General features: G+C 65.9%; 26 protein-coding genes. 22 read left to right on the top strand and 4 right to left on the bottom strand.

Going from position 1 to position 26774, the window contains the following annotated elements; translation table 11 throughout:
• Together AB7O82_RS23440 and ampH are read left to right on the top strand one after the other, a co-directional pair.
• A partial coding sequence (locus AB7O82_RS23440; RefSeq protein ID WP_428620283.1) for an Hsp70 family protein occupies positions 1-467 on the top strand: 467 nt, incomplete at its 5' end.
• A 168-nt stretch (positions 468-635) separates the two neighbouring features.
• Complete coding sequence (ampH, locus tag AB7O82_RS23435) at positions 636-1793, top strand: D-alanyl-D-alanine-carboxypeptidase/endopeptidase AmpH (protein WP_428554835.1); 1158 nt, start codon at positions 636-638, stop codon at positions 1791-1793.
• Between the two features lie 133 nt (positions 1794-1926).
• Here ampH and AB7O82_RS23430 read toward each other — a convergent pair whose 3' ends face one another.
• Positions 1927-2487 (bottom strand): YybH family protein, encoded by a 561-nt coding sequence (locus tag AB7O82_RS23430; protein ID WP_428554838.1) that lies wholly within the window; start codon positions 2485-2487, stop codon positions 1927-1929.
• A 472-nt stretch (positions 2488-2959) separates the two neighbouring features.
• On the opposite strand from AB7O82_RS23430, the gene AB7O82_RS23425 reads away from it, so the two are divergent.
• The 11 genes from AB7O82_RS23425 to AB7O82_RS23375 all read left to right on the top strand — a co-directional run bounded on the left by AB7O82_RS23425 (position 2960) and on the right by AB7O82_RS23375 (position 15895).
• Positions 2960-3934: a LysR substrate-binding domain-containing protein gene (locus AB7O82_RS23425; RefSeq protein ID WP_428554843.1), complete on the top strand. Its 975-nt coding sequence runs from the start codon at positions 2960-2962 to the stop codon at positions 3932-3934.
• Positions 3935-4017: 83 nt separating this feature from the next.
• Positions 4018-4947, top strand: coding sequence for an NUDIX hydrolase (locus AB7O82_RS23420; protein WP_428554846.1), 930 nt, complete (start codon positions 4018-4020; stop codon positions 4945-4947).
• A 236-nt stretch (positions 4948-5183) separates the two neighbouring features.
• Entirely contained in the window at positions 5184-6155 is a 972-nt protein-coding gene (nadA, locus tag AB7O82_RS23415; RefSeq protein WP_428554849.1) for a quinolinate synthase NadA, read from the top strand.
• Between the two features lie 10 nt (positions 6156-6165).
• Entirely contained in the window at positions 6166-7734 is a 1569-nt protein-coding gene (locus AB7O82_RS23410) for an L-aspartate oxidase (RefSeq protein ID WP_428620282.1), read from the top strand.
• Positions 7731-8603, top strand: a complete 873-nt coding sequence (gene nadC / locus AB7O82_RS23405) for a carboxylating nicotinate-nucleotide diphosphorylase (RefSeq protein WP_428556363.1) — start codon at positions 7731-7733, stop codon at positions 8601-8603. Before AB7O82_RS23410 ends, nadC begins: the two co-directional genes overlap by 4 nt.
• A gap of 79 nt (positions 8604-8682) precedes the next feature.
• The gene (locus AB7O82_RS23400; RefSeq protein ID WP_428556365.1) at positions 8683-9117 is read left to right on the top strand and encodes an ester cyclase; all 435 of its coding nucleotides are present in this window, start codon (positions 8683-8685) and stop codon (positions 9115-9117) included.
• A complete protein-coding gene (locus tag AB7O82_RS23395; protein ID WP_428556369.1) occupies positions 9117-9713 on the top strand; it encodes a TetR/AcrR family transcriptional regulator in 597 nt (198 codons plus the stop codon). Before AB7O82_RS23400 ends, AB7O82_RS23395 begins: the two co-directional genes overlap by 1 nt.
• Before the next feature lie 65 nt (positions 9714-9778).
• Positions 9779-10123, top strand: coding sequence for an antibiotic biosynthesis monooxygenase family protein (locus tag AB7O82_RS23390; RefSeq protein WP_428556367.1), 345 nt, complete (start codon positions 9779-9781; stop codon positions 10121-10123).
• Between the two features lie 228 nt (positions 10124-10351).
• Positions 10352-12067: an adenine deaminase gene (gene ade, locus AB7O82_RS23385; protein ID WP_428620280.1), complete on the top strand. Its 1716-nt coding sequence runs from the start codon at positions 10352-10354 to the stop codon at positions 12065-12067.
• A 321-nt stretch (positions 12068-12388) separates the two neighbouring features.
• Positions 12389-13645: a YcaO-like family protein gene (locus tag AB7O82_RS23380; protein WP_428549270.1), complete on the top strand. Its 1257-nt coding sequence runs from the start codon at positions 12389-12391 to the stop codon at positions 13643-13645.
• A gap of 156 nt (positions 13646-13801) precedes the next feature.
• Positions 13802-15895: a BTAD domain-containing putative transcriptional regulator gene (locus AB7O82_RS23375; protein WP_428549272.1), complete on the top strand. Its 2094-nt coding sequence runs from the start codon at positions 13802-13804 to the stop codon at positions 15893-15895.
• Here AB7O82_RS23375 and AB7O82_RS23370 read toward each other — a convergent pair.
• Together AB7O82_RS23370 and AB7O82_RS23365 are read right to left on the bottom strand one after the other, a co-directional pair.
• On the bottom strand, positions 15885-16358 hold the full coding sequence (locus AB7O82_RS23370) for a hypothetical protein (RefSeq protein ID WP_428549274.1): 474 nt from the start codon (positions 16356-16358) through the stop codon (positions 15885-15887). The two genes, AB7O82_RS23375 and AB7O82_RS23370, sit on opposite strands and share 11 nt — an antisense overlap.
• A gap of 49 nt (positions 16359-16407) precedes the next feature.
• The gene (locus AB7O82_RS23365; RefSeq protein ID WP_428549276.1) at positions 16408-18312 is read right to left on the bottom strand and encodes a hypothetical protein; all 1905 of its coding nucleotides are present in this window, start codon (positions 18310-18312) and stop codon (positions 16408-16410) included.
• Positions 18313-18765: 453 nt separating this feature from the next.
• On the opposite strand from AB7O82_RS23365, the gene AB7O82_RS23360 reads away from it, so the two are divergent.
• The 9 genes from AB7O82_RS23360 to AB7O82_RS23320 all read left to right on the top strand — a co-directional run bounded on the left by AB7O82_RS23360 (position 18766) and on the right by AB7O82_RS23320 (position 25850).
• Positions 18766-20049 (top strand): hypothetical protein, encoded by a 1284-nt coding sequence (locus tag AB7O82_RS23360; protein ID WP_428549278.1) that lies wholly within the window; start codon positions 18766-18768, stop codon positions 20047-20049.
• A 122-nt stretch (positions 20050-20171) separates the two neighbouring features.
• Positions 20172-21041: a hypothetical protein gene (locus tag AB7O82_RS23355; RefSeq protein WP_428549280.1), complete on the top strand. Its 870-nt coding sequence runs from the start codon at positions 20172-20174 to the stop codon at positions 21039-21041.
• A 14-nt stretch (positions 21042-21055) separates the two neighbouring features.
• Positions 21056-21424 (top strand): hypothetical protein, encoded by a 369-nt coding sequence (locus AB7O82_RS23350; protein WP_428549282.1) that lies wholly within the window; start codon positions 21056-21058, stop codon positions 21422-21424.
• Positions 21425-21441: 17 nt separating this feature from the next.
• A complete protein-coding gene (locus AB7O82_RS23345; protein ID WP_428549284.1) occupies positions 21442-21846 on the top strand; it encodes a cell wall hydrolase in 405 nt (134 codons plus the stop codon).
• 26 nt (positions 21847-21872) lie between these two features.
• Complete coding sequence (locus AB7O82_RS23340; RefSeq protein WP_428549286.1) at positions 21873-22322, top strand: hypothetical protein; 450 nt, start codon at positions 21873-21875, stop codon at positions 22320-22322.
• A 22-nt stretch (positions 22323-22344) separates the two neighbouring features.
• Positions 22345-23610, top strand: coding sequence for a DUF2272 domain-containing protein (locus tag AB7O82_RS23335; RefSeq protein WP_428549288.1), 1266 nt, complete (start codon positions 22345-22347; stop codon positions 23608-23610).
• Positions 23611-23622: 12 nt separating this feature from the next.
• On the top strand, positions 23623-24495 hold the full coding sequence (locus AB7O82_RS23330; protein WP_428549290.1) for a hypothetical protein: 873 nt from the start codon (positions 23623-23625) through the stop codon (positions 24493-24495).
• A gap of 223 nt (positions 24496-24718) precedes the next feature.
• Positions 24719-25636 carry a hypothetical protein gene (locus AB7O82_RS23325; RefSeq protein WP_428549292.1) on the top strand — a complete coding sequence of 306 codons (918 nt, stop codon included), beginning with the start codon at positions 24719-24721 and terminating at the stop codon, positions 25634-25636.
• Between the two features lie 10 nt (positions 25637-25646).
• Positions 25647-25850 (top strand): hypothetical protein, encoded by a 204-nt coding sequence (locus AB7O82_RS23320; protein ID WP_428549294.1) that lies wholly within the window; start codon positions 25647-25649, stop codon positions 25848-25850.
• Positions 25851-26187: 337 nt separating this feature from the next.
• Here AB7O82_RS23320 and AB7O82_RS23315 read toward each other — a convergent pair.
• Positions 26188-26774: CinA family protein (locus AB7O82_RS23315; protein WP_428620278.1), on the bottom strand; the 587-nt coding region annotated here is incomplete at its 5' end.

Raw genomic sequence — 26774 nt, 5'->3', positions numbered from 1 at the left:
ACTTCGCCTACACCTACAGGAACGAGCGCGAAGTCGGCGAGCTGCTCTCGTTGGCCTGCGAGCCGGAAAAGGTCGAACGCCTCCTCGACGTACTGCGCCACCGCCTCGGTCATCGCTTGGCCTTTGCCGTCGAGGACGCCAAGATCGCGTTGAGCGCTGAGGATCACGTGGCGATAGCCTTGGCCTTCCTCGAAGCGACACTCGCGGCGACGGTGACGCGCGAGAAGTTCGAAGGCGCCATTGAAGCCAGGCTGGACCGGCTCCGCCGGACAGCGCGTGACTGCATTGCCGCGGCGGGATTGGCGCCTTCCGCCATCGACACGATCTTTCTCACCGGCGGCTCGAGCCGCGTGCCGGCCGTGCGTGCTGCGATTGCGCGCGCGGCTCCGTCCGCCCGTCTGGCCGCCGGCTCTGATCTTTTGTCTGTGGCGCTGGGATTGACGCAGATGGCGGGGGTCATGTGCTGAGTGTCTGCAGGGTGGTCACGTTCTTCCGGACCGCGGGCGTCTCGCCCACTCTTCTCATGAGCGGGCGAGACGCCCGCGGTCCGGAAGAACATGACCATGAGATTCATGAGCGAGAGCGGCCGTGGTCGCGTACAGTCCTGTCCTCCAATTGTTCCGTGAGGGGAGCCAATGAAGCAGACCACGCGCCGCAAGGCCCTTGCTCTCGCGTCGATGTCGATGGCGGGGAGCCTGCTGCCTTCGCCACGGGTGCAGGCGCAGGACAAGCTCCTCGACGAGGTCGTGGGTTTCGCGGGCACCATTCTGTTTCTCGACGCTCGCGTCCCCGCCCTGATCCTCGGTGCTGTGCGCGACGGCCGGACGGCCGTGTTCGGCTTCGGCGAGACGTCGGATGGCTCGGGCAAGGAGCCAGACGGCAACACCATGCTGCGCATCGGTTCGATCACGAAGGCCTTCACCGGCCAGGTTCTGGCCGGCCTGGTCTCGCAGGGCACGGTCAGGTTCACCGATCGACTGCAGGATCGGCTCGGATGGCCGGTGAAAGTGCCGGAGCGCGACGGCCGACCGATCCGGTTGATCGAGCTGGCGACGCACACGTCCGGCCTGCCGCGCGAAGTCGAGCGCGCGCCGGGTCCGCCGGACGACCCGTTCCGGACGCTGACGCAGGAGACATACATCAAGGGTCTGCAAGCCGATCCCTTGCTGTTCGCGCCCGGCAGCGGCGGGCTCTACTCGAACTTTGCCTTTGATCTGCTGGCCGCTGCCCTGGGCTCAAGCGCAGGCAAGCCCTACGACCAGCTCCTGAAGGAGGTCGTGCTCGATCCCGCCGGATTGAAGGACACGGTGCTGGCACTGCGCGACGGCGACGCCAGCCGGGTCATGCAGGGCCACTTCTTCGACGGCAAGGCGATGCCTACGGTGAGGGCAACGAGCGTCATGGCGGGCGCCAGCAGTCTCTACTCGACGGCCAACGACATCCTGCGCTGGCTCGCCTGGCATCTCGATCGGTTCTCGCCACAGGGAACGGAAATCAGGTTGCTCGATCATGCCGCCTATGTGCCGCGGGACGGCCTCAGGCCAGTATCGGGCTTCGACGATGCCGGTCACATGGACGCCATGGGCCTCGCCTGGATCGTCATGGCGCCCAAGGGCAGCCGGCCGCTGATCCTGCAGAAGGCCGGCGGACTGCAGGGCATCTTCACCTACTCGGCGTTCGCCCCGACCCGCGGCGTCGGTGTCTTCGCCGCCATCAACCAGTTCAACGTCGGCGCCTTCACGGCAATGGCAGGCACGGCCAACGGCCTGATCGAGCAACTTGCGCCGCGCTGACGCTTCACGACGAATGCATGGCGCCTGCGCGCAGCGCGGGACTCCTGGACCAGCCGAACAAGTTTCGCGCTTCCGACGCTTGCCTCGCAGGTGTTTCCCTCGGGATGAACGCTATTCCGGATCGATTGCTCCATCATGGACCCGAACGTGCTTCTCCGCGCGCAAGCGCCGCTGCCTGTTCCAGGCTGATGCCCTCGACGAGAGGGTCGGCATGCCGGTGCGCCAGCTGCCATTCATCGCCTTCGCGGCGATAGACCAGAGTGACCCGCAGGGGCCATTCCTGGGCGGGCATGCCGCCGACTTCGACATGCTGCCGTTCGATGAGCGCGAGGACCACCATGTCGGCCGAAGCGTAAGCTTGGACAAGCTCCTGCCCGAATGTGCCGTTCCTGAAGAACCGCCGCATTGCTTCCCATTGCTCGATCGTCATGTCCCGGCCGTGTGTGGGCGGTCCACCGAACGGAGACATCAGCGTGAAGTCGTCCGTGTAGGTAATCAAGGCGCGAAGTCCGTCGACGTCGCCGCGCACGAGCGCTGCGTGCGCCGCCGCGGACCGCCTTGCAAGTGCGACAACCTCATCATTGGTGATGGAGGCCTCGTGAGCAACAGCCGAGCCGTTTGTCGACTTCCTCGTCTCAGGCAGTGGGAGATCGGTGTCCGCCGCAGCGGGCGTTGAATGTCGAGCCGATGGCATGAGAATGTCTCCTCTGTTGGTGAGCCGGGCGGAACCCGCCGCTTGCCGACGTCCGTCGGGGCCGACGCGGTCTCGCATCCCTCGACCGGCCGGTACTTCCGTCAGGGGCTCAGGAGGCTGTGCAGCGACTGGAAGGACGCTTCGGCCGAATGCCAGCGGGCAGAGTCGGCGCGATGTGAGTGGCGAAGAACTGTGTCGCGTCTTCCCGGGAACTCCACACGTCGACGAACCGCCAGCCAGCCTCCACGGGATGCGACGTGTGCGTGATGAATCCCGGCGCCTGCCTCAGTGCGTCGCCAACGAGCGTGAACATGTCATCGTGCCCTTCAGGCGTTTGTCCACAGACCTCGGAGATCATCATCACGGCCACGTTTTCCCTCCGCGGGAGACTCGGTTCGTTTGAGCGAAGCGCCGCTCGGCCGACCAGATCGCACGTGGATCTCGATGAACCCAGTGATATGATTTCACGAACATGATGAATGAGATTGATCTTTCGCGTACCGATCTCAATCTTCTCGTGCTCTTCGAGGCCGTGCTCGAGGAGGGGCACGTGGGCCGCGCCGCGGACCGGCTGAGCCTGACACCATCGGCCGTCAGCCACGGGCTCGGCCGGTTGCGCCGGTTCCTCGATGATCCGCTGTTCCTGAGAACGCCCAAGGGCGTGGTGCCGACGGCCCGCGCGACGGAACTCGCCGCGCCGATCGCCGATATTCTGGCACGCGTGCGCAGCGTCATGGCGACGGCCGCACCCTTCGACCCGTCGACGTCCACGCGCCGGTTCACGATCGGCGCGCCGGACGGCGCCTCAGCCGTGGCCCTGCATCCGCTTCTCGCCGAATTGAGCCGAACCGCTCCTCATATCGACATCGGCGTACGGCAGATCCTGCCGGCCCCGGCCCGGGTTTGGCAGAGTGCCGTCGCCGATCTCGAGGCGCGGGCGATGGACATCGCGATCATTCCCTCCGACGACATTCCGCCGCGCTTCGAGAAGCGCTGCATCTACGAGGAAGACTTCGTGATCGCCATGCGCCGAGGACATGCGTTCGCGCGCAATCCGACCCTGGAGCGATACTGCGAGATGGAGCATCTGGTCGTCTCGTACGGCGGCGATCCCTACGGCTTCGTCGACGAGTCGCTGGCGACTCTAGGTCGTGTGCGACGGATCGCGCTGACCGTCCCGAACTTCATGTTCGCTCTTGCAATCATCGCCGAGTCCGACTTCATCTCGGCTCTGCCGCGGCGGTTTATCGCTATGCATGCGGCCCGTTTTGGCGTTGTGGGCCTCGACGCTCCGCTGGCGTTGCCCGGCTTCCGGGTCAACGCCATCGCTCCGAAGGTCGCCATGTTGGATGCGGGCCTGGCATGGCTCTTCGATTTGCTCGCGAGAGCCGTGCAGGGGGAGCCAGGGAGCCGCGGGAGCCGGCCTTCGCGAAAACGCCGCCCGTAGCCGAACGGCATGAACCGTCGAGCGCGTTGAAAAGCCGCCATGCACCGGGCGCGCGCGGAAAAGAACCGGCATAATGGGCGGCGATGCCGCCGTCCGGACCCCGTTCTGTCATCATCGAGCTCAACGCCGTGCTGGTCGCCCTGATCGACGACGAGCCGCAGGTACTGACCTTGGAAGACGGCGCCCTGCTGCCGTCGGGGCCGTTCGAGGGCGAACACCCGACCCTGCAGACGGGGCTGCGCGCCTGGGTCGAGCGCCAGACGCATCATCCGCTGGGCTATATCGAGCAACTCTACACCTTCGCCGATCGCTATCGCACCGATGCCGGGAGCGGACGGCGCATCGTGTCGATCTCCTATCTCGGGCTCACTCGCGAACGTTCGCTGATTGGCGAACGCGAGCCGGGCTGGCGCAGCTGGTACCGCTATTTCCCCTGGGAGGACTGGCGCGAGGGCAGGCCCGCCGTGGTGGCGCGGGTCATCCTGCCCAAGCTCGGCCGGTGGATCGACGACGCTCGCGATGCGACGGCCAGGCGCGAGCGGCGCCAGCGGGTCGAGCAGTGCTTCGAGCAGGGAGCCTGGAACGACGAGCTGACCTTGCAGCGTTACGAATTGCTCTACGAAGCGGGCGCCGTTCCGGAGGCGGGGCGGCCGCGTCGGCCGGTCGCTGATCCGGTGCCCGGCGAGGCGATGCGCTACGATCATCGGCGCATTCTCGCCACCGGCCTCGCCCGGCTGCGCGCCAAGATCAAGTACCGGCCGGTCGTGTTCGAATTGATGCCGCCCGACTTCACGCTGGGGCAGCTTCAGCGCGCCGTGGAAGCGTTGGCCGGGCGTCCGTTGCACAAGCAGAATTTCCGCCGCCTGGTCGACCAGCAGGGCCTGGTCGAGGAGACCGGCACCGTCGCTGCCGGCACCGGCGGGCGACCGGGAAAGCTCTACCGCTTCCGTCGCGAGATCCTGCTCGAGCGCGCCCTCGCCGGCACCAAGCTGCCGCTCGCCCGCGCCGACTGAGCGTGCTCTCGCGCTCTTCATCCTCCTCCTCAGCTCCGCCGGGGGGGAGGAGAATGACGAGCGCGCCGGACAGCGAAAGTCCCACAAGCTCTTGGCATCGCGCACAACAACAGGAAAACCCCTACGCCCATCTGCTGCGCAGTAATGCCCGACGTCGCGAAGAATCGGCTTGACGCTAATTATGCTCACTTCTAGCATAATAAAATATTGCTCATTTAGAGCATAAGAGGTGAGTAATGTCCGTCTCCCTGCAAGCCGATCGGCTCTACGAACGGGTGAAGTCGGTGATCCTGCCTGCCGAATGGTCGGAGTTCGCCGGCGACATCGACGTGATTCTGGCGCTGAAGCGCGAGAGGAACGCCGTCATCCTCGCACACAACTACCAGACGCCCGAGATCTTCCACGGCGTCGCCGACATCGTGGGCGACAGTCTCGCGCTGGCGCGCGAGGCCATGAAGACCGATGCGGATGTGATCGTCCTGGCGGGCGTTCACTTCATGGCCGAGACCGCGAAGCTCCTCAACCCGGGGCGCACGGTGCTGATCCCCGACCTGCGCGCCGGCTGCTCGCTCGCAGCCTCGATCACCGCCGCTGATGTCCGGCTGCTGCGTGAACGTTGGCCGGGCGTGCCGATCGTGACCTACGTCAACAGCTCGGCCGCGGTGAAGGCCGAGAGCGACATCTGCTGCACGTCGGGCAATGCGCGCCGCATCGTCGAGAGCCTCGGGGTCCCGAAGGTCATCATGCTGCCCGACGAGTATCTCGCGAAGAACATCGCGGCCGAGACCGGCGTCGAGATCATCACCTGGGCCGGGCACTGCGAGGTGCACGAGCGCTTCGCGGCGTCCGACGTGCGTCAGCTGCGCGCCGGCCATCCCGGCATCGTCGTGCTCGCCCATCCCGAATGCCCGCCCGAGGTCGTTGCCGAGGCCGACTTTGCCGGCTCGACCGCGGCGATGGCCGACTACGTCACGCGCGAGCGGCCGGCGCGGGTCGTGCTGATGACCGAGTGCTCGATGAGCGACAACATCGCCGCGCTCAATCCCGATCTCGAGTTCGTGCGGCCGTGCAATCTCTGCCCGCACATGAAGCGTATCACCCTGTCGAAGATCCGCCGCGCGCTCGAGACCATGCAGCACGAGGTAACGATCGATCCCGCCATCGCCGTGGCGGCGCGCCAGTCCGTCGAACGCATGCTGGCGATCTGAGGATATGGCCATGGAAACCATTCGCTCCGACCATGCCGGCTCGGTCGTCGTCATCGGCGGCGGCCTGGCCGGCCTCATGACGGCGCTGCGGCTCGCGCCGCAACCGGTGATCCTGCTTGCCAGGACGCCGCTCGGCGAGGGCGCCGCCTCGGCCTGGGCGCAGGGCGGTATCGCCGCCGCCGTGGGCCCTGACGACGCCCCGGCGCTTCACGCAGCCGACACGCTGGAGGCGGCTGACGGGCTTGGCGATGCCGCCGTTGCAGCGCGTATCGCCGCCGCTGCGCCTGGTGCCATCGCGCTGCTCGAACGTTACGGCATTGCCTTCGACCGCGATTCCGCGGGCAAGCCGGCGCTCGGCCTGGAGGCGGCGCACGGTCGGCGGCGCATCGTTCATGTCGCCGGCGACGGCACGGGGGCGGCCATCATGCGCGCCTTGGTCGCCGCTGTCGCGGCGACGCCGTCGATCACCGTGATCGAGGGGCTGGAGGCGCGTCGGCTGCTGGTCGACGATCACGGCATTGCCGGCGTCCTGGCGGCCGGACCGTTCAGCGCCTGCCTGCTGCCGACGCGGCGCGTCGTGCTGGCCGCCGGCGGCCTGGGAGGTCTTTATCGGCACACCACCAATCCGCTCGGCGCGGTCGGCCATGGTGTCGCGCTGGCCGCACGCGCCGGCGCAGCGCTGGCCGACATGGAGTTCGTGCAGTTCCATCCGACGGCGCTCGATGTCGGCCTCGATCCGATGCCGCTGGTCAGCGAGGCGGTGCGCGGCGAGGGGGCCGTGCTGATCGACGAGACGGGCGCGCGCTTCATGGCCGGCAAGGGCCACGCCGAGCTCGAGCCGCGTGACGTCGTCTCGCGCGCCGTCGCCGCGCGCATCGCCGCCGGCCACCAGGCCTTCCTCGATGCGCGCGCGGTGCTGGGTGATCGCTTCACCGGGCGATTTCCCCTCATCGCGGCGCGCTGCCGCGCTGCCGGCATCGATCCCACCCGTCAGCCCATCCCGGTCCGGCCGGCCGTGCACTACCACATGGGCGGCATTGCCGTGGACGGCGACGGCCGCAGCACGCTCGACGGATTGTGGGCTTGCGGCGAGGTGGCGGCGACGGGCCTGCACGGCGCCAATCGGCTGGCGAGCAACTCCCTGCTCGAAGCCGTGGTCATGGCGGACGCGGTGGCCCGCTGCCTGGCCGGCACCGATGCGGGCGCGTTGCCTGCGCCGCGGCCGGTGGCCTTGCCGCCGGCGGCTGACGCCGGCCCGCTGCGTGCCCTGGTCAGCGACTCGCTTGGCGTCGTGCGCAATCGGGCCGGCTTGTCGGCCGCTGTCACGCGGCTCGAAGAGCTGGCCTTCCGCGGCGGCGCGACCGCCGATCCGGCCCTGGTCGCGCTGCTGATCGCCACGGCGGCATTGCGCCGCGAGGAAAGCCGCGGCGGCCACTGGCGGTCCGACTATCCGACATCGTCGTCCGGCTGGCGCTGCCGCCTCGTGCAGCGCGTCGCCGACACCGGCACCCATCTCACGTGCCGCGCCGTTCCGCTGCCCGACTCGCTGCAATCCATCGCCCAAGGAGCCTCATCATGACCCTCTCCCGCTTGCCCACTCTCATGGTGGAACCGATCGTGCGATCGGCCCTCCTGGAGGATCTCGGCCGCGCCGGAGATCTCACCACGGACGCGATCGTGCCGGCGGCCGTGCATGCCGAGACGACGCTGGTAGCGCGCCAGCCCGGCGTCGTCGCGGGGCTCGACGTCGCCCAGGTCGCTTTCCGCATGGTCGATCCGGCAATCGAGGTTCATGTCGAGCGGCCGGACGGCACGACTGTCGCGCCGGGCGACCGCATTGCCGTCGTCGTCGGCCCGGCGCGCGGCATGCTGACGGCCGAGCGCGTCGCCCTCAACTTCCTCGGCCATCTGAGCGGCGTCGCCACGGCGACGGCCACCTTGGTCGAGGCAGTGCGCGGCCACAAGGCGCGCATCTGCTGCACGCGCAAGACCATGCCGGGCCTGCGCGCCCTGCAGAAGTACGCCGTGCGTGCCGGCGGCGGCGTCAACCATCGCTTCGGTCTCGACGACGCCGTGCTGATCAAGGACAACCACGTTGCCGTGGCCGGCGGTGTGGGCAACGCCATCCGGCGCGCCCGGGCCGGCGTCGGCCATCTGGTGAAGATCGAAGTCGAGATCGACCGTCTCGATCAGCTCGACGAGGCGCTGGGCGAGCGCGCCGACGCGATCCTGCTCGACAACATGACGCCGGCCGAGCTCGCCGAGGCGGTGCGGCGCATCGACGGCCGTGCAGTCAGCGAAGCCTCCGGCCGCATCACCCCCGCGACCGCGACCGCCATTGCGGCCAGCGGTGTCGACCTGATCTCCGCAGGCTGGCTGACCCACAGCGCCCAGGTGCTCGACATCGGACTCGATTGGCATCGGTCGCGACAGGCGCTCGCCGCATAAGGAGATAAGCGCCTTGACATGAGATTGATGTCTCATTAAGGGCCTTTCGTCTCGCTATCAGGGACGAGAGGAGAGGGTCATGGCGTTGAGCCCGGCTGACATGGATCGCAAGATCGACGAGCACTTCCATTTCGAGGCGACCGACAATGTCGCCGGCGTGCTGGCGACGCTCGCACCCGACGTCGAGCACGACATCGTCGGCTGGCCGACCGGCCCGACACGCGGGCCGGCCGCTGCGCGCGGCTTCTACGAGGCGCTGTTCGCCGACCTGGCCGACGGCAAGATCGAGTGCGTCAAGCGGCTCTACGGGGCGAACTTCCTGGTCGATGAATCGATGTGGCGCGGTCGTGCGGTCGGCCGGCCCTTCGGCCTCGACGGCGGTGGCCGGCCGCTCGCGTTCCGACTGCTGCATATCATCGAGTTTGCCGGCGACGGGGCGATCGCGCGCGAGAACGTGTGGATCGACCTGGCCGCCATCCTGCAGCAATTGCCGCAGGACCGCCCGGCCGCCTGATGGAGGGCGGTGGACGCGCCAACCAGCGACGGCGCACGCGCAAGGACCTGCTTCAGGCAGCCGGGCGCCTGATGAAGGAGGGGCGGCCGCCGACCCTGGAGGAGGTTGCCGAAGCGGCTCTCGTCTCGCGGGCGACCGCGTACCGGTACTTCCCCAACGTCGATGCGCTGCTGGCCGAAGCCACGCTCGACATGGCATCGCCCGATCCGGCCCGGCTTTTCGAGGGCGCTTCGTCGAGCGATCCGGTCGCGCGCGTGGTCTTGGCGGACGAGGCGCTGCATGACATGGTCGCGGCCAACGAGCCGGCGCTGCGCCTGTTCCTGGCAAGCACCGTGCAGCGGGCCGCCCGCAGCGATGGCGAAGACGGCGTCCCACTGCGCCAGAACCGCCGCACGCCGTTGATCGAGGCGGCACTCGCACCGACGCGGCGTCAGTTGAAGCCGGCGGCGTACGACTCGCTGGTCAAGGCGCTGGCGCTGGTCCTCGGCACCGAAGCGGTGATCGTCTGCAAGGACGTCCTGCAGCTTTCGGACAGCGAGGCGCGCAAGGTCAAACGGTGGGCCATCAAGGCCCTGGTCGAGGCGGCACTCCGCTGAAGTTCGGTTGACACCGAAGGGTGGGTCGGCCGGGGTGACCTATCTATCAGGGCAGGAGGTGTCCGATGATCGCAGTGATCTTCGAAGTCTGGCCGGCCGATGGGCGCAAGCAGGCCTATCTCGACCTGGCCGCCGGCCTGCGGCCGGAACTCGAACGGATCGACGGCTTCGTCAGCATCGAGCGGTTCCAGAGCCTGACCGACGAGGGCAAGCTCCTGTCGCTGTCGTTCTGGCGCGACGACGCGGCGGTGGCGGCGTGGCGGAACTTGGAGCACCATCGCGCCGCCCAGAAGGCGGGACGCGGCGGCGTGTTCCGCGACTACCGGCTGCGCGTCGCCCACGTCCTGCGCGATTACGGCATGACGGAACGGGCCGAAGCACCGGCCGATTCACGGGAGACCAACGGCTAAGGCATGATCTTCCTGGATTGAAGCGCCAATGTATGACCTCACCCTGAGGAGCGGCCGCAGGCCGCGTCGCGAAGGGTGGCAACAGACGTACTCTAGCCCATCAAAGGTTACTTCGCCCGAATCGAGACGCCACGCTCCACGTGGCGCCTCAGGGTGAGGTTTTCACTTGAAGCAATCACGCTCTAGGGGGCTGTTGCCAAAGCGCCGGGGCAGCCCTACGTCTTCTCGATGAGAGAGCAGCTCAGCGAATCCCGTCTGGCCGACATCATCGATCAGGCGCGCGGCAAGGCGCCGGCGGACCTCGTGATCAAGTCGGTCGGCATCTTCGACCTGACCTCGGGGGAAACCGCGACCGGCGACATCGCCATCGCCGGCGATCGCATCGTCGGCACCCGGGAGACCTATGCGGGTGCGAGCGAGATCGACGGGCGCGGACTCGTGGCGGTGCCGGGCTTCATCGACAGCCACGTCCATTGCGAATCGACCCTGGTGCCGCCGCTCGAGTTCGACCGCTGCGTGGTGCCGCGCGGCACGACGACGGCGATCTGCGATCCGCACGAGATCTGCAACGTGCTGGGCGTCACCGGCCTCAAGTATTTTCTCGAGTGTGCCGCGGTGACGGTAATGGACCTGCGCGTCCAGCTGTCCTCCTGCGTGCCGGCCACGCATCTCGAGACCTCGGGCGCCCGGCTCGAGGCGGAGGATCTGCTGCCTTTCAAGCACCATCCGAAGGTGCTGGGGCTGGCCGAGTTCATGAACGTGCCGGGCGTGCTCAACAAGGATCCGGCGGTGTTGCGCAAGCTCGCGGCGTTCTCGGACGTGCAGATCGACGGCCATTCGCCGCTGCTGTCGTCGTACGATCTCAACGCCTACATCGCCGCCGGCGTGCGCAACTGCCACGAGACGACGTCGACTGCCGAGGCGCGCGAGAAGCTCGCCAAGGGCATGCAGATCCTGGTGCGCGAGGGCACCGTCTCCAAGGACCTGGCGGCGCTGGCCGAGCTGATCACCGCCGATCGCACGCCGTTCCTCGCCTTCTGCACCGACGACCGCAATCCGCTCGACATCGCCGAGGAAGGCCATCTCGATCACCTGATCCGCGCCGCCATCGCGCGCGGCGTGCGGCCGTTCGACGCCTATCGCGCCGCGACGTGGTCGGCGGCCCGCCATTTCGGCCTGGTCGATCGTGGCCTGGTCGCGCCGGGCCAGCGCGCCGACCTGGTGTTGCTCGAGGATCTCGCGACCTGCAAGGTCCATTCAGTGATCTGCCGAGGCGCACCGGTAACACCGGACCGCTTCAGGACGCGGCCGGGAGTGCCGCTGGTTGGGCTCGACTCCGTGAAGCTGAAGCCGGTGACGGCAGCGCGCTTCCGCATGCCAGCAGGTGCCGGCGGACCGCCGCCGGTGATCGGCATCCGGCCCGGCCAGATTCTCACCGACCGGCTGACGCTCGACGTGACGGTGCGCGACGGCGAGCTGGTGTCCGACGTGGCGCGCGATATCCTCAAGGTCGCGGTGCTCGGCCGGCACAACGATCGCGGCGAGGTCGGGCACGGCCTGGTCAAGGGCTTCGGCATTCGGCGCGGTGCCATCGCCTCGTCGATCGGCCACGACAGCCACAACATCTGCGTCATCGGCTGCACCGATGAGGACATGGCCGTGGCGGTGAACCGGCTGATCGAGCTGCGTGGCGGCTTCGCGGCGGCGGTCGACGGCAGGGTGGTCTGCGAGCTCGCGTTGCCGATTGCCGGCTTGATGAGCGATCAGCCGTTCGAAGCGGTGGAGCAGGGCCTTCGCGCTTTGCGCGCGGCAGTGCGCGGCCTCGGCACGCCTCTGCACGAGCCATTCCTGCAGATGGCGTTCCTCGCCCTGCCGGTGATCCCGCATCTGCGCATCACCGACAAGGGCCTAGTCGATGTCGATCGATTCGAGTTGGTGCCCTGACGCCTTCAAGAAATGCGAGTAAAATCTAGCCTGCACATGCTTGGACGAGCACTCCATGTGGGGTGGTGCAAGCCGGGGGGACCGATGTGCGGTTGGCGTTCCGTGCGCGCTGTTCGGGGGAAGACCATGACCCATCGCGATTCCGGTGTCCGCGGACCTTCGAACACCGCTTCAGGGGAAGCGCAGTCCTGCTCGGGCTGCGGCCCGAACCGGGTCCCTGGCTTCTACAGCGCCTCCAGGCAGCCCCGAAGGACCGCGGCATAGGGGGAATTGCGGACTGCACAACTCATGGCCCCGTCCTCGCGCTCCCCCCAATTCCGCTTGGTTCCGCTCGAATTCTCGTCCCGAACGGGGAAGTCGCTGCTCGAACGCGCCCGTCGGATCGCCGGCAATTGGACCGTCAGGACGGTCCCGCGGTTCGAACGGCTTTTTCGTCTGGTCTCGCCCTTCGCCCCGGGATTGGCCTTCGTCGGAGGGCAGCTTTCAGCCACGCCGTTCGATCCGGTGACGCGGTCCTCCCTCCGTCTCAGCGTAGGCGGCACGGCCACGTCCGTTGCGGCAGCACTCGTGTCCTGTCTCGGCGAGGGGCTTGAGCGCTTGTCACAAGTGGAGCGTCGCGGCGACGCCGATCCTTACCGCCCGGCTGCCAAGGGTCGGGTCGGTATCGACGAAACGATTGCGGACTGGCTAGATCGCAGCTTCGGCGACATTGCGACCTCGGATCGCCGCTCGCTCGACTGGCGCACGGTCGTCGAGTTGTCGACCGGCCGAAGGAGCATGGTGCCGGCCGATCTCTGTCTTCGGCGAAGCGAGGGCCGCCGACGCCTGCCGCTACTTTGGCCCCTCAGCATCGGTTGCGCGGCGGGCGCCACCTCGGATCAGGCGGCCGCGCGGGCGATCCTGGAACTGGTCGAACGCGACGCGGTGGCCTTGTGGTGGCGAGGGGGCCGGCGTGGTCGTCCGGTCGCGCCCGACGGGCCGGTCGCCCGCTCTGCCACACGCCTGTTGGGCAGGCTGCGCAGCGGGCAAGGCTTCCGGTCCACCCGCTTGCTCGACATCACGACGGATCTGGAAATTCCCGCGCTGGCAGCCCTGTCTACCAATCCCGACGGGCGCGGCCTCGCTGTCGGTTTTGCCTGTCGTCCATCGGCGATCGAGGCCGCCAGGGCCGCGATACTTGAAATGACGCAGGTCGAGACGGCGTTCGCCCTGATCGGCGCGAAACTGGCAGAAGGCGGATCGGCGGCCCTCGACGAAACCGACCGCCGGCAGCTGCGGCTCGGGGAATTCGACGCGGCTGGATCGCCTTTGTGCATTCCCGCCGGCAGGCCACGATCCTGGACGGGGAAACCAGTCGGGGGCGGCGCGGCGCAGGACTTTGCCTCGCATTTGCGGTCGAAGGGTATCGAGGTATGGTTGAACGACCTGACGCGGCACGACCTCGGCATTGCCGTCGTGCAGGCGGTCGCGCTGCGCCTGCAGCCGTATCCATCCGCTCTCCGCGGTGACCGACTGCTGTCGACGATTGCAATTCATGGCGGTGGTGACCAGTATAGCGCTGGCATCGAGATCGACTAGTGTCGCTCCGGTTGCGAAGTAACTTCGCAACCGCGGCGGTACTGGACCGCAATTCTGCACGTGCCTGTCGATTCCGAAATTCGCTTGGTGCGGCGATACAGGGATTTGGCAAAGTTCGGAGTGGGGCACGCGCGTTCGACAGGACTGCCACGGGGGATGAAGGGAGCGAAGACCCGCAAGGCGCGCAGGGGGACGAGCCGAGAAACGGCCGGCGCGCAACTCGAGATCTCCACGACCGGAGGCTTCTCACTCGCCCTGTCGGGCATGTCCGTCGACGTGGTCAGCCACAAGGCCAAGGCAGTATTGGGATATCTCGCCGTCGGCGAGCAGGGGGTCGAGACCCGCGAACGTCTCGTCGGCCTGTTCTGGAGCGAGGCGTCCGAGGCCAATGCGCGCGCCTCGCTGCGCCAGGTTCTGCACGAGGTTCGTGTCGTCTTCCAGGCGGCCGGCTTCGACGGCCTGCAAGCCGACAAGCGTTCCATCGCGCTCGAGCGGGCTCTCGTCAAGGTCGATCTGCACGAAATCGTCGAGATGGCCCAGGCCGGAAAAGTGCACCGCCGGTTCCGCGAGACAGCTCGCCTTCCCGAAACCTTGCTCGCTGAGTTCGAAGATGTCGATCCCGCCTTCCGCCTCTGGCTGTTGGCCAAGCGTCAGGCTTTGCACGATCGGTTGCTGGTGGCCTTCGAGACAGCGATGCGAGCCGCCGATTCAGCGTCTGAGCGGGAGTCGGAGCTTGCGCGCGCGATCGTATCGCTCGATCCCACTCACGAGGAGGCTTGTCGGGCGCTGATTCGCGCCTGCGCCAGCCGCGGTGACTTCGGCGGCGCGATGCGCCTGTACAAATCGTTGTGGGATCTGCTGGATCAGGAATTCGACGTCGAGCCCTCGGTCGAAACCCAGGCCCTGATCGTCGAGGTCCGCAACGCGACGACGGACGATCGCGCTCCGGCCAGCAAGCGGCTCCCGCTCGAAAGAACCGTAGCGGCCGGGAACGCCCCCCCGGCGGGCCGCGATCTCGTTCTGAACGTCGGCGCCTTCGATTCCTCCGCCACGCAGGAGAGCCAGCGCTACATCGTGAACGGATTCCGTCACGAACTCGTGGCGAGCCTCGTCCGCTTCCGCGAATGGCGCGTGCGCGACGATTCCGGGAACTCCGGGCCTGTCGATGCCGGCGGCCAGGAATACCGCATCGATGCCAGCGCGATGTCGACGCCGACCGACATCCGGCTCGTCCTGACGCTGCGCGAGGCCCGGACCGGCCTCTACGTCTGGAGCGATCAGTACCGCATCACGCTGTCGAACTGGTTCGAGGCCCAGCAGGCGATCGTCCGGCGCATCGCTGTCGGTCTGAACATCCATCTTTCGGCGAGCCGCTTGAGCCGCCTCACCGCCGAGCATGACGCCTCGCCGCACGCCTACGACCGCTGGCTGAGGGCGCAGGAAATGATCCTGAAGTTCAGCTCGCGGGCATGGGCCCAGGCTGCCGACATTTTCCGATCAACGATCGTGGACACGCCGAACTTCTCGCCGGCCTACAGTAGTCTGGTGCAGATCAACAATACCGCTCCCTTTGTCCATCCCGGCACCTTCCGCACGCCGCAACGCGACCAGGAGACGCTCGAATTCGCCAAGCGGGCGGTCGAGCTCGATCCGGTCGACTCGCGTGCCCAGCTTGCCATGGGCTGGGCCTATGCGGTGACCGGCAACTTCGCGACTGCCGGAATACACATGGAACTGGCGCTGGAGCTCAACGAATACGATCCCTGGACCACCACCTCGCTCGGACTGTTCTACGCCTTCACCGCCCGGCCGGACAAAGCCCGTCAGCTGGCGCGGCACGCCCTCAACCTCGCCCCGAATCCGAGCGTGACCCAATGGGTCTATGCATCGACGATCTTCTATGCCACGGGCGATTATCGGGACTGCGTGATGGCGAGCCAGCGCTCCGGCGATGCGATCTGGAGCAACGTCGCTTGGCGCGCGGCGGCGCGGTTCCAACTGGGCGAGCGCGAGCCGGCGCGCGAGGAGATGCGCCGCTTCTTCGACGGCCTGCGACGGCAATGGGAGGGGGAGCACCCCGCGACCGAAGCTAACATGACCCGGTGGCTGCTTCACCTCTATTCCATCGAACATGAGGAAACCTGGGAGCGCCTGCGCGCCGGGTTGGCCGGCGCCGGCGCTCCCGTCGACGGAACCCGCCACGGTACGTACGCGACGGGCGCGTCGCCGCCCAACCCCATCAGGCAGTGAGACGGATGATGTAGTCGCCGATGCGCTGGGCGTGGAAGTCCAGCTTCTGCTGCGTTTGCGGGATGTTCAGGATCGCGCCGTAGCGATTGTTGTAGAAGCCCGGAATGGGATAGAGCCCGCCCTGCTGCAGCGCGACCTCCGTTTCGGCGATCCTGGTCGCGGGCGGAAGTCTCAGGACGAAGGTGTCGTCTGCCTGCACGACGACCTGCAACTTTGTGATGTAGTTCGGCACCGTCAGGCCGACGCCGGCCTGCTGGCATTGGTCTTTCAGTTCCTGAAGGGTCTTAGGTGCGGTCGCCGGCTTCCTCGACCACTCCTTGATCATGTTGCCCCACCCGATGTAGTCGACGACCTCCATACGTGGCGCACCCAGTATTGTCGGTCCTGGCATCGCCGCGGCGAGCGCGAGGGCCGATTTGGCCTTCGCCGTCTTCTTCTTTGACTTCGGTTTTTGCTTTGCCATGTCGTTCTCCCTTTTTGGGTTGCTCACCTGAGAAAAGCCGTCGAGCGGCCTAGATGAACTTCGGTCGTGCGTTCTGCAGTCCGTGCATGTCGGCGACGAAGGTGATGACGTCGCTCATGGTGTCGAGCCGGGGATATGCCGGAACCCCCGGCTCGTCGAAGACATCCCGGCCCAGGGCCTCCAGCGCCTTGTCGAGGGGGGCAAGGGGATGACACGGCACCACCGGGTCTTGGTTGAGGACTCCGAAGATCGCTTCGGCGACGATGATCGACCCGAGCAAGCCGAAGCGCGCGCCTTTGCCGTCTTCGAGGGCCTCGAACATCAGGAAAAATGGAAGGGGCGGATCCTTGGTCAGCGTATCGAGCTCCGTCTCGGTCAGTTCGACGCCGCGATTACTCAGCCAATTGCGTAGCACCGATTCCCGATCCGCACGTCTGGCCAGGGGCCACTCGCTGAAGAGCTTCGCGAGCGGCGACGGATCCTTGGAAAGACGCTCTATCAGCGCGGGAGCAGACCATAACCCGGCGAGAGCGGCGGAAAGCATGTCGCGATAGGCAAGGCCCCATTTTGCCTCGCCGTGAACCGTCACGTCGTCAATCGGCGGAAAGATCGCCGGCGTTGCCACTTGCGTGTTGTAGTGCGGGCCGAGCAGGACGCTCATGTTGTGGGGCGCCGCCTGGCCTTCGAACTCGAAGAAGTGCGACCACGCCGCCGCCCAGATTTCGGGCAGTGGCATGTTCGGCGCATTGTTCACCGAATTTTCGGACAGGATGTCGGACAGCTGAAAGTCGGCCCGTTCATTGAGCTTGTAGTTGGCGCGCAGCATTGAATGGCACACCCGCAGCGCACCATGAGTCAGCTCGAGTGGAACGGCATCCTCGAACGCGTCGAGGAATGGCGGATCCTCCACATTGTAGAGGGAATAGACTTCCGGATGAAGGAACCGCTTGAGTACGTCGTGTCGGATGACGTTGCGGAAGATCAGAGTGGCCGCCATGCGTGCGTAGAAATATCGGTTGAATCCCGCCTCCGTGTAGCGGGAGTGCGTCGGCATTCCCTTCGTCTTCTCAACCAGGCCGTTGTGCAGCAGGTGAAAGACGACCGTGAGCTGCGAGATGATCGCATGGTCGTCGTTGCGCGGGTCGCCCACGATCACGTCGGGCAGGCCCGGCAGCGCGGCAGACGCGGCCGACGTGTTCACGGCTGCGTTGATGTCGTCCACGGACTTCGTCAGATTGTCGCGCGCCAAATCGCGAAAGGGACAGGAGAATTCCTTGTTGGTGTTGAGTGGACCCAGCCTCAGGTGAGTGAGCGGAGCCCTCGGCGTCGTGGAATCCCCGGTCCGGCTCGGCTCGTACAGCAAGGGCGATCCCTCGGGGCCTCCGCCGTAGATCGATTCGAGGCGGAGCTTCGCCGAGCGATTGTTGTTGAGCGCCATCCGGCCGCTGTCGATGCGGCCCAATGAACTCGAGCTGGCCACGAGGTCGTGGGCGATGAGCTGCATCAGGTAGCCGTAGCCGGACGGAATACCGGGATTCTCCCCAACCGATCTGTCGCCATCTACTTGGTATTCGAGAGCCCAGGAGAGTTTCGCGATCGCCGTTCGCAGCTCGCCCTGATTCTTTCTGTCGATCGGCTGTCCCTTAAAGCGAAAAATCTCATTCGGGCCAGGTTTGCAGAGGAAGTTCCGGAAGCCGCTGCCGATCAGCTGATCGCCGGTGTAGTGGGGGAAGACCGTCTCGAAGTTGCATTTGGCCTTTCCCGACACCGCGCTGGCCGACTCCGCGACCGAAAACCATCCGTGCCCGTTCATTTGTCCGCCCCCCAATTCTGGTTTCCGACGCAGACAATAGCCATCCAGCGTTAATGCTGCGTGATTCGTTTGGCGAACCAGCTTGGGGGCAACTTTGCCGCCCTGACGCGCGATGTGATTGGAGCGTTTGTCAGTGGTCATTGGGCGTGTCCGGTCTACGCCGGTCATTGTGAATTTTGGCCAGTATCATGGCATCGCTATTCAACGATGGTTGCAATGCTTTTCAAGATTCACGCTCCGCTGACGCTGCGATAACAGCAAGTAGTGTCTCCTGCTCACGACACCGGACCGACGACATCTATCCGGGCCTGGTCCGCTCGTATGGGCCGCCCGCTGGCCCTGCGAGAGAAAAGGGGAGAGGCACATGCGACGCACCATTGTCCTCGCGCTTGCGCTCATGGGGCTGGCGGCGATGGGCGCCGTACCCACCGCCGACGCTGCCGACGCGGGGAAGCCGCCCGAGCTGCATGCCTATCCGGGGGGAGGGTCGGACAAGGCGGGTCCGACCTACCGGATCAGGAGAGGAAGTCCCCGAGACCCGACTGGCCTCTCTGTCATTCGCTCCCGGGCGTGATTGGACGTGAAGGGGAACCGATGGTTACTTTCTCGAAAATGCTGCGGCGGAGGGATTTCGCCGCGATTGCCGACTGGTACTGGCTACGTTTTTGCCTGATCGGCCTCACCGGCATCGTTCTGGCTGGCATTGCAGCCGCCGCCCAAGCCGATGCGCCGTCGGGCTTGCGCGTTGCCGCTCTCAGTCTTCTTCTCGGGGCCGCCTTCACAATCTCGGCCTGGCTTCTCGGGCTGCTCTTCGGTGTGCCGCGTGCCTTGGCACGACCATCCGGCAATGGGGCCGCGGTCCCGGCGGCAGGGAGCGGCGGAGCGATGGCGACACCGACGCCGTCAGGTGCGGCGCTCAATGCTTCCAGTCGCGTCAACACCAACCTCGAAGATGTCTCTGACTGGTTGACGAAGACGATCGTTGGCGTGGGCCTCACCCAGCTCCTGGCCGCGCCAAGCTTCCTCTGGACTGCCGCCGAGAAGATCAACGACTTCGGTATTGGCTGGACAAAGGTCGGGCCGGTGCTCGCGCTCGCCTTGTTCTTCTACTTTGCACCCGGCGGCTTCTGGCTCGGTTACGTCGCTACGCGGACTATTCTCACCAAGCTTCTCGACTCGATCGATAGTCCACCGGCGGAGAGCGTCGAGATCTCAAGCCAAGCTGGCCTTACCCTCGACATCTCCGCCAGCAAGGTCATGCCTGCATCGGACGGCCTGGCTGAGGCTGACTACACGTTGAGGCACACGCCTCTCCAGGCACTGACGACTCCGATGGAGCTGGCGGCATGGGGCAGCGCGCAGGCCCGCAACGGCGATCTGCCCGCGGCTGCCGTGGCGCTCGAAGCCGCGAACCGAAGTGATCCTGCCAACGCGACTTTCCGCCAGCAACTCGCCACCGTCTATACGGCATTGGGTCGGCGCAGCGATGCGGCCCGCTTGGCGGACGAAGGTTCTGAGTCGGAGGTCGATCTTCTCAACGCGCTCTATGAGCCGCGCCCTCAGGGCTATGCCAAGGCGATCAGGATCGGCGAGCGCCTGGCGCAGAGGCCGGGTGCCGACAAGAACGCGAAGCTGCATCTCTGGCTGACGTGCGCGTTCGGCCAGAAATATGCCGACGAGAAGGACAAGAGCGCGGCCCAGTCGACGCTCGATGAGCTCAAGCAGCGCGTGCTCCGGGAAGCCCAGGTGGCGATCACCGCCGACGCTTCCAGTCGCGAGCAGCTGCGGGCTGCGTGGAAGCCAGCTGCGGGTGCGGAAGACAACGACCTTACCGGCTTCCCTGCGGACGACCCCGAGCTGACCGCGCTGCTTGGATGAGACAGGCAGTTTCCGCCGGATATCGGCGTCACAAGGGGGCGAAGGCGATGCGATTACCACTCTCCATCTCGACATCGGCCATCCCGATATTCGCTGTTGGCCTGTGCCTGACGGCGTGCTCGATGAGTTCCTACCAGATCCAGGCAAGCGGGCTGGCGGGTGGGCTCTCGAGTGCCAAGACCGCCTTCGTCTCCCTGTCGGAGGCGGAGAGAAAATCCTTCATTGCCTCGCAGGTGCGAGTTGGCTTGAACAGCGGCAACAGTCTCATCGTTCCGGAGAGCTGTATCGAAGGCGCGTGCACCCCCGTCATGTCGCATGGCGGGGTCGAGCACCAGATCATCTACAAGCCTGCTGCGCCCGAAGCGCTGGAGCTGGCCGGCGCACTGGACGGCTACGGCAAGGCGCTCCTCACGCTCGCGCAAGCCAAGGACATTGCCGATCTCAAGGATGCGGCGAGCAAGGCCAGTTCGTCGGCTTCAGCGCTCGCGTCGGCCTTTGGCGGTCCGGCGATCGGCGGTGTCACGGGCGCCGGACTGGGAATCGTGAACTGGTTTGTCGGGGCATATCTCGACTACCGGCGTTTCCTCGACCTGCGCGACATCGTCAACGCCGCCGACCCGTCGATCGGCATCGCGCAGGACAAGCTCTCTGCGATAGCGAAGAAGCTGCAGCTCAGCGTCATCGCCGGGAAGTCGGACGATCTCAATTGGGCGACGAAGGCGCTGACGCGCCTTCGCCAATCGGGAGCCGATCGTGCAAAGCTACAGGCGGCGGGAGAGCAGCTCGTGCAGGAAGCCATCGACCTGCAAGCGTACGCCGAAATGAACGTCCAAGAACCGTTCGTGAAGATGCGCAAGGCGCACGCCGCCCTGAGGGATTCCTTGAACCACCCGAGCCTCGATCCCGCTGCGGCCTTCGCCGCGATCAGCGAGTTCGGGAAGAGCATCGATGCCATGAACACGGCTATCGCCAAGTTGAAGACAGACAAGTGAGCGAGGGCGAGCAAATGACCAACACCAAAGACCTAGGGCAGCTTTCCATCCAGGTGGACGCCTGCGCAGACCGCCTGCCGCATCTCATCGTCGAGACCCGGCGGCAGTCCAACGACGCCATCAAGCACGGCGACCTCAACACCGCCGATGCGCTCGACGAGCAGTCCAGCGAGCTCGTCCTGCTCTACCAGACCGTGCTGCGTCACCAGATCCAGCAGATCGCCGAATCCGACGAGCTGCGGAACGCCGTCCGGAGCTTCGCCGACGTGAACAAGCAGATCGACGGCATCATCCATGCCAACGAGAACGCGACCAAGTTCCTGGGCACGCTCGCTTCCATTCTCGGCGGCCTGAAGGACGTCACCGGCAAGGTTCTTTCCTAGCAACCAAAGAGGGCATCATGAACTATGATCAGAACGACGCCGCCACCCTGGCGCGCACGCTCTTTGGCGAGGCGCGGGGCGAGCCACGCGATGGCAAAGTCGCCGTCGCCTGGGTGATCCGCAACCGAGCGGAGCGCAAGGCCTTCGCCGGCTCTCTCCTGGGGCAAGCAGGCGCCGTATCGCACATCTGCCTGGCGCCTCGGCAATTCTCCTGCTGGAACAACGGCGATCCCAATCGCCCACTGCTGATCAAGTTGCAGCCCAACCAGTGCCCCGACGAATCGGCGATTGCCGCCGAGGTACTCGAGGGCACGACAGTCGATGCCTCGGTCGCGCGCCATGCTGGAGTTGGTGAACTCTTCGCGGGGGAGCTGGCTGCTTCGGCTGCCGCGGCAGCGCCGACCGGGACGCAGGCGCACTGACACCAACTTTCATGAGAGGAGCCGAGATGCCCAACGATCTGACCCAGAACCAGCATGTGCCGGCGACATCCGAAGCCGCAGCCTGCGGTCCGATGAGCAGAAAGATCCGTCGCAACGATCCGGACTTCACCACGCTGCTGGTCACCAACAACAATTTCGACATCGTCTTCAAGGACGAGGAGCACACCGGCGCCGACCGGATGATGACACCGCGGCTGAAGGAGAAGCTCGACGATCTCGCAGTCCGGGTAGCCAGGGAGTGGGTCGGGGTAAAGCTGCGCGTGACCGAAGCATGGGACGAGAACAACGAGCATGCCGGCAACTCGCTGCACTACGAGGGCCGGGCCGCCGACCTCACGACCACGCCGATCGACGGCAACAAGCTCGGCAGGCTGAGCCGGCGCGCAATCGAAGCGGGCTGCGATTGGGTGTTCTTCGAGAACTCCGCCCACATCCATGTGTCAGTGAAGAAATGACCTTGCACCACAGGAGGCATCAATGGCGATGATCGTCATCGACACCAGCAGCAACGTGTCGGCCAAGGTCGACGTGCTGAAGGACCGCGGCGTCGGCGCTGTCGGCCGCTACTATTCGTCGAGCGCGTGGAAGCGACTGACCGCCGCCGAGGCAAAGCGCATCGACTCTGCCGGCATGTCCATGTTCACCGTGTTTGAAGATGATGGCGATCCGGCTCTGACTGAAGACATGGGGCTGCATCATGCCAAGATTGCCCTGGCGCAGGCGGTTGCCGTCGGTCAACCCGAGGGTTCCGCGATCTACTTCGCGCTCGAGCACCTGCCCGGCGGCTACAAGGGCAGCCACGTCAGCGGTATCAAGAAATACATCGCAGGCGTCCGCTCCGGCATCGCAGGGCGCTACAAGCTTGGCATCTATAGCGACGGCGTGGTGCTGGCGGCGCTGCTCGACGCGGCGATGTGCGACTATGCCTGGTTGAGCGCCTCGCGTGCCTTCGAGGGGTCGAAGGCGTTCTACACGTCCGGGCGCTGGGCGCTCGCGCAGGATCCGCATATCGACCAGAACTGGGATGGTCTCAGCGTCGACCTCAATGAGGCTGCGGCCGACTTCGGTGCCTTTCGCCTGGGCGCGTCCGACGCGCCGTCGCCGTCTGCGACGGCTGCCGACGCCGTGCCCAGCGCCTTCGCCACGACTGCCGCTGCCGGCGCGCTCGCGGAGTGGGAATTGTTCGGACAGCAGACCTACGATCTCGCGGGCCGCACGATCCAGGCGGGACATTTAGAAGGCGAAGACGGCGGCTACTACAAGAGGGTCGGTACCTACTGGCAGGACGGCACGAACACCAACGGCCTCGACGGACGCAATCACGACTGGCCGTGGTCTGCCGCGTTCATCTCCTGGGTGATCCGCCGCGCCGGGGCCGGCAGCCGCTTCCGCTATTCCACGCAGCACAGCGTCTTCATATCCCAAGGGATCCGCGATTTCCTTCAACAGCGTCAGGCCGCCTCATATTGGACGGTACGGCTCGCGGCGGTTCAGCCCAAGGTCGGCGATCTGGTGTGCTGGGCGCGCCAGGCCGGCGTCGACTACGACCACCAGAATGGCGGCGACTACAAGGGCCATACCGATCTCGTGGTGGAAGTGACGGCCGACAAGGTGATGGTCGTCGGAGGCAATGTCGGCAATTCGGTGACCAAGCGTCCGCTGCGGCTCGACGGCTCGGGCTTTCTCCTGCCGACGGAGCAGGCCGGCGAGACGCTGTTCGCTCTCATGCAGTGCCGGTTGTAGGAGGGCAAGGTCATGCCGTCGCCCCCGACGAACATGCTCCGCGCAGAGCTCGCCATAGGTGGTCTCGCGTCGCCGCCCAATGCGCTGCTGGCTTGGCATCCGAGGCTGTCGCTCGATCTGCCGTTGCTGGTCGTCCTGTTCTTTCACGGCCGCGAGCCCGATCCCCAGAACTTTGCCTGGACGACCCATAGGTTGCCGGACCAGGTCCGCACGACGGAGAAGAACGCCGTGGTGATCGCCCCGACCATGCAGAAGACTGCCGGAAACGACATTGTCACCGGCTATCTCAACACGCATGACGGAATCACCGGGCTGTTGCGGCAAGGGCTCAACGCCGTGCGTCGGCAGCTTGGTGAAGCCGACGACGACGCCTGGGCCAATCAGGCGATCGCCAGCGCCCGCCTTCTCCTCGCGCCGTACAGCAATGGCTACCTGGCATGGACCGCAGCCATGAAGACTTTGCGGTCGACGAGGCCGACCACCTCGACCGAGGTCGCCCCGCCAGCTGTGATCGGCCACTCGGCCTTCGATTGCCTATATTGGGACACGCCCGTGATGGACGGCGTCGATCGTAGTAGGCCAACGGAGAATGCACGATTCTCGGAGAAGGGACGGGCGCTTCTCGACACCGCGTTCGTCACGACGCACTTCACCAAAGGCAACGAGACTCTCACGAAGCAGGCCCGCTATCTGGCCACGATGGTCGTTCACGACGCATCGCTCCGGCGGCATGATGGGATTCCGGACCGCCTCGGCCCCACCGACATTGCAGGAACCGTGGCTCCAATCGCCAATCACGACATAGCGGTCAGCCACGACTCTGCCCTGTCTCGCGTAGTGGACGCGGTGGAGGGTTTCGACCTGCCCGCCGTTCCGCCGGCATGAAGGTGCCCGACAGTGACATGACTTTCTTGCCGCGCTGGTGCTGTCGCTGCGCCGATCGGATTGCGCGGCGACGACGCCGGGGCGCTATCGCAAGACGAATACAAGTAAGAGTGGCGTGCGTATCGACAGCGTAAAGATCGTCAACAAGGCGACCGATCGGGATCGTCCACTCGATTCATTCGAAGAATGACGACGAACATCGGCGTACCGAAGGGGGAGTACGGTGAAGGAGATCATCAGAATACTGGCGGGCCTTACCGTCCTGCTGCTACTTGGCGCGTGCAGCTCCGCCGAGCGACACTTGCTGTTTTCAGGGGCCGACTCGCGAATCGATAGGGCCAAGGTGGAAGCCTATGCAAGTGATCAGGCATCCATTACCGCCGCGATCAGCAGGGCGGCAGGTATTCCGGCGGAGGCGGGCAGGCCTGAACAATATACCAGCGAGCAATGGCGGGTCTTCGTCCTCGCCGGCATCAATTACGTCGATCTTCAGTGCACCGACTACTTAGGGGCGCTCAACAGGTTCTATCGCGACAAGAATACCACCAAGCAGCAGCTTGCGCTCCTCGGGTCGGCGACGCTGGGAATATTGGGAGCCGTGAGCGTCGCCGCGCAGGCATTGGCGATCACTGGCATCGCATTCGGCTTGGCGACTGCCAGCGTCGACAATCTGGCGAGCGGCCTGATTTATGAGCTGCCGGCAGCCGACGTTATTCAACTCGTCCGCAATATGCAGCAGACCTACAAGAGTGCACTGCCGCCCGGCGGTTACAACAACCAGCCCGCGGCTTTTGCCGCGATACAAGGATACATCAACATCTGCCTGCCGACCTCCATCGAAACCCAGGTGGCCAACGCCGTCAAGCAAGCCCAGGTCGAGGCGAAGAAGGGCGACGCGAAAACGGATACCGCTCCGATCGTTCAGGTCGGACCCATCACGAGCTTCTCGTATTCATCGGATGAAAACACCAAGCTCCTCGAGAAATTCCTGCTCAAGGCCGACGGAAACCTGGACCAGGCAAAACTTCAGGAGGCCGTCAAGGCACTGAAGGCGGAAGGGATAGATCGTACGGTGTTCGAGCTTCTCGTTGGCTATCCCGCGGATCGTCAAAAGTTGGTCAAGAAACTTGGTCTGAAATAGGAGAATGAACATGTTTGTCATCAAGCAAATCCATGATGTGCCCGAGGACAAGATCGGGATGTTGACGCAGGTTGCGAAAGTCGAGGGCGCGGTGCAGGTCACCCCGATCCAGCAACTCGATGGGAAGTTCACGCTGGTCGTGGTGTTCGACAAGCCGGGCGCCAAGGTTGCGGCGGCGGCGGTCGAGCACGGCGCCACGGTCGGGACGGGCTGAGAGCAGGCCGTCGAGGTGGACACCAGGTCGGCCGCCAGCACGAGCACCGGGATCACGATCACGCAGGCGGCCGTGTCCTCGCAGGCGAACAGCTCCATGGAGCCAATGAGCTCGCAGCCGGTTCCGCCGGCACCGACCATGACGAGCACTGTCGAGACGCGAATGCTGGTTTCGAAGCGGTAGAGCACCACCCCGATCCAGGCCCGCAGGACCTGCGGCAGCACGCCGAACACGCTTGTGGGAGTCATGCTCTTCCGGACCGCGAGCGTCTCGCCCGCTCGAGCTCATGAGCGAGCGAGACGCTCGCGGTCCGGAAGAGCATGAGTTCGCGGGCGCGCTACCGCCGTTCGAAGTCGATGCGTTCGTCGACCGGCAGGTCGAGCAGGTGGCGGCGCAGGCAGTCGAGGCCGAGCTCGACGGCGCCGGCGCGGACCCACTCGCGACCGCCGATCAGGCGGGCCTGGCGCGACACCACCGTGTCGGCATCGGCGATGCCGATGGCGATGGTGCCGCCGAAATCGGGCCGGTCTGCGCCCTGGTCGAGCTCGATCAGGAGCGCCAGCGCATGGCTGCTGCGGCTCGTTTCGCGCAAGCTCCGGCTCACCGTCTCGGCCGCCGCGGTCGAGACATCGGCGATGCCGAGCTCGGCCGGCTCGCGCACCACGACGCCGCGCCGGAAGGCCTTTTCCGCGCCGGCCAGCGGCGCCAGCCGGGCGGCAAGATGGCCGCCGGTGAACATCTCCGCCGTCGACAGCGTGTGTGCGCGCTCGAGCAGGATGGCGAGGATCACTCCCTCCAGGGTCTGGTCGTCCTCGGCGATGATGAAGTTGCCGAGGCGCTTGCGCACCTCGGCCTCGATCGGCGCCAGCAGGCTGGCGAGCTCGGCCTCGTCGGCGCCACGCGCGGCGAGCTTGGTCTCGAGCT

Origin of the sequence: Reyranella sp., assembly GCF_050185545.1 — a bacterium.
In the GTDB taxonomy this organism is placed as follows: domain Bacteria; phylum Pseudomonadota; class Alphaproteobacteria; order Reyranellales; family Reyranellaceae; genus Reyranella.
The sequence above is the reverse complement of the archived record's forward strand: the minus strand, read 5'-3'. Positions and strand labels throughout refer to the sequence as shown.

What these genes read in the sequence shown, in the direction of transcription:
- ampH (WP_428554835.1), top strand. Translation starts at nt 636, where the DNA reads ATGAAGCAGACCACGCGCCGCAAGGCCCTTGCTCTCGCGTCGATGTCG.
- AB7O82_RS23430 (WP_428554838.1), bottom strand. Translation starts at nt 2,487, where the DNA reads ATGCCATCGGCTCGACATTCAACGCCCGCTGCGGCGGACACCGATCTC.
- AB7O82_RS23425 (WP_428554843.1), top strand. Translation starts at nt 2,960, where the DNA reads ATGATGAATGAGATTGATCTTTCGCGTACCGATCTCAATCTTCTCGTG.
- AB7O82_RS23420 (WP_428554846.1), top strand. Translation starts at nt 4,018, where the DNA reads ATGCCGCCGTCCGGACCCCGTTCTGTCATCATCGAGCTCAACGCCGTG.
- nadA (WP_428554849.1), top strand. Translation starts at nt 5,184, where the DNA reads ATGTCCGTCTCCCTGCAAGCCGATCGGCTCTACGAACGGGTGAAGTCG.
- AB7O82_RS23410 (WP_428620282.1), top strand. Translation starts at nt 6,166, where the DNA reads ATGGAAACCATTCGCTCCGACCATGCCGGCTCGGTCGTCGTCATCGGC.
- nadC (WP_428556363.1), top strand. Translation starts at nt 7,731, where the DNA reads ATGACCCTCTCCCGCTTGCCCACTCTCATGGTGGAACCGATCGTGCGA.
- AB7O82_RS23400 (WP_428556365.1), top strand. Translation starts at nt 8,683, where the DNA reads ATGGCGTTGAGCCCGGCTGACATGGATCGCAAGATCGACGAGCACTTC.
- AB7O82_RS23395 (WP_428556369.1), top strand. Translation starts at nt 9,117, where the DNA reads ATGGAGGGCGGTGGACGCGCCAACCAGCGACGGCGCACGCGCAAGGAC.
- AB7O82_RS23390 (WP_428556367.1), top strand. Translation starts at nt 9,779, where the DNA reads ATGATCGCAGTGATCTTCGAAGTCTGGCCGGCCGATGGGCGCAAGCAG.
- ade (WP_428620280.1), top strand. Translation starts at nt 10,352, where the DNA reads ATGAGAGAGCAGCTCAGCGAATCCCGTCTGGCCGACATCATCGATCAG.
- AB7O82_RS23375 (WP_428549272.1), top strand. Translation starts at nt 13,802, where the DNA reads ATGAAGGGAGCGAAGACCCGCAAGGCGCGCAGGGGGACGAGCCGAGAA.
- AB7O82_RS23370 (WP_428549274.1), bottom strand. Translation starts at nt 16,358, where the DNA reads ATGGCAAAGCAAAAACCGAAGTCAAAGAAGAAGACGGCGAAGGCCAAA.
- AB7O82_RS23365 (WP_428549276.1), bottom strand. Translation starts at nt 18,312, where the DNA reads ATGACCACTGACAAACGCTCCAATCACATCGCGCGTCAGGGCGGCAAA.
- AB7O82_RS23360 (WP_428549278.1), top strand. Translation starts at nt 18,766, where the DNA reads ATGGTTACTTTCTCGAAAATGCTGCGGCGGAGGGATTTCGCCGCGATT.
- AB7O82_RS23355 (WP_428549280.1), top strand. Translation starts at nt 20,172, where the DNA reads ATGAGTTCCTACCAGATCCAGGCAAGCGGGCTGGCGGGTGGGCTCTCG.
- AB7O82_RS23350 (WP_428549282.1), top strand. Translation starts at nt 21,056, where the DNA reads ATGACCAACACCAAAGACCTAGGGCAGCTTTCCATCCAGGTGGACGCC.
- AB7O82_RS23345 (WP_428549284.1), top strand. Translation starts at nt 21,442, where the DNA reads ATGAACTATGATCAGAACGACGCCGCCACCCTGGCGCGCACGCTCTTT.
- AB7O82_RS23340 (WP_428549286.1), top strand. Translation starts at nt 21,873, where the DNA reads ATGCCCAACGATCTGACCCAGAACCAGCATGTGCCGGCGACATCCGAA.
- AB7O82_RS23335 (WP_428549288.1), top strand. Translation starts at nt 22,345, where the DNA reads ATGGCGATGATCGTCATCGACACCAGCAGCAACGTGTCGGCCAAGGTC.
- AB7O82_RS23330 (WP_428549290.1), top strand. Translation starts at nt 23,623, where the DNA reads ATGCCGTCGCCCCCGACGAACATGCTCCGCGCAGAGCTCGCCATAGGT.
- AB7O82_RS23320 (WP_428549294.1), top strand. Translation starts at nt 25,647, where the DNA reads ATGTTTGTCATCAAGCAAATCCATGATGTGCCCGAGGACAAGATCGGG.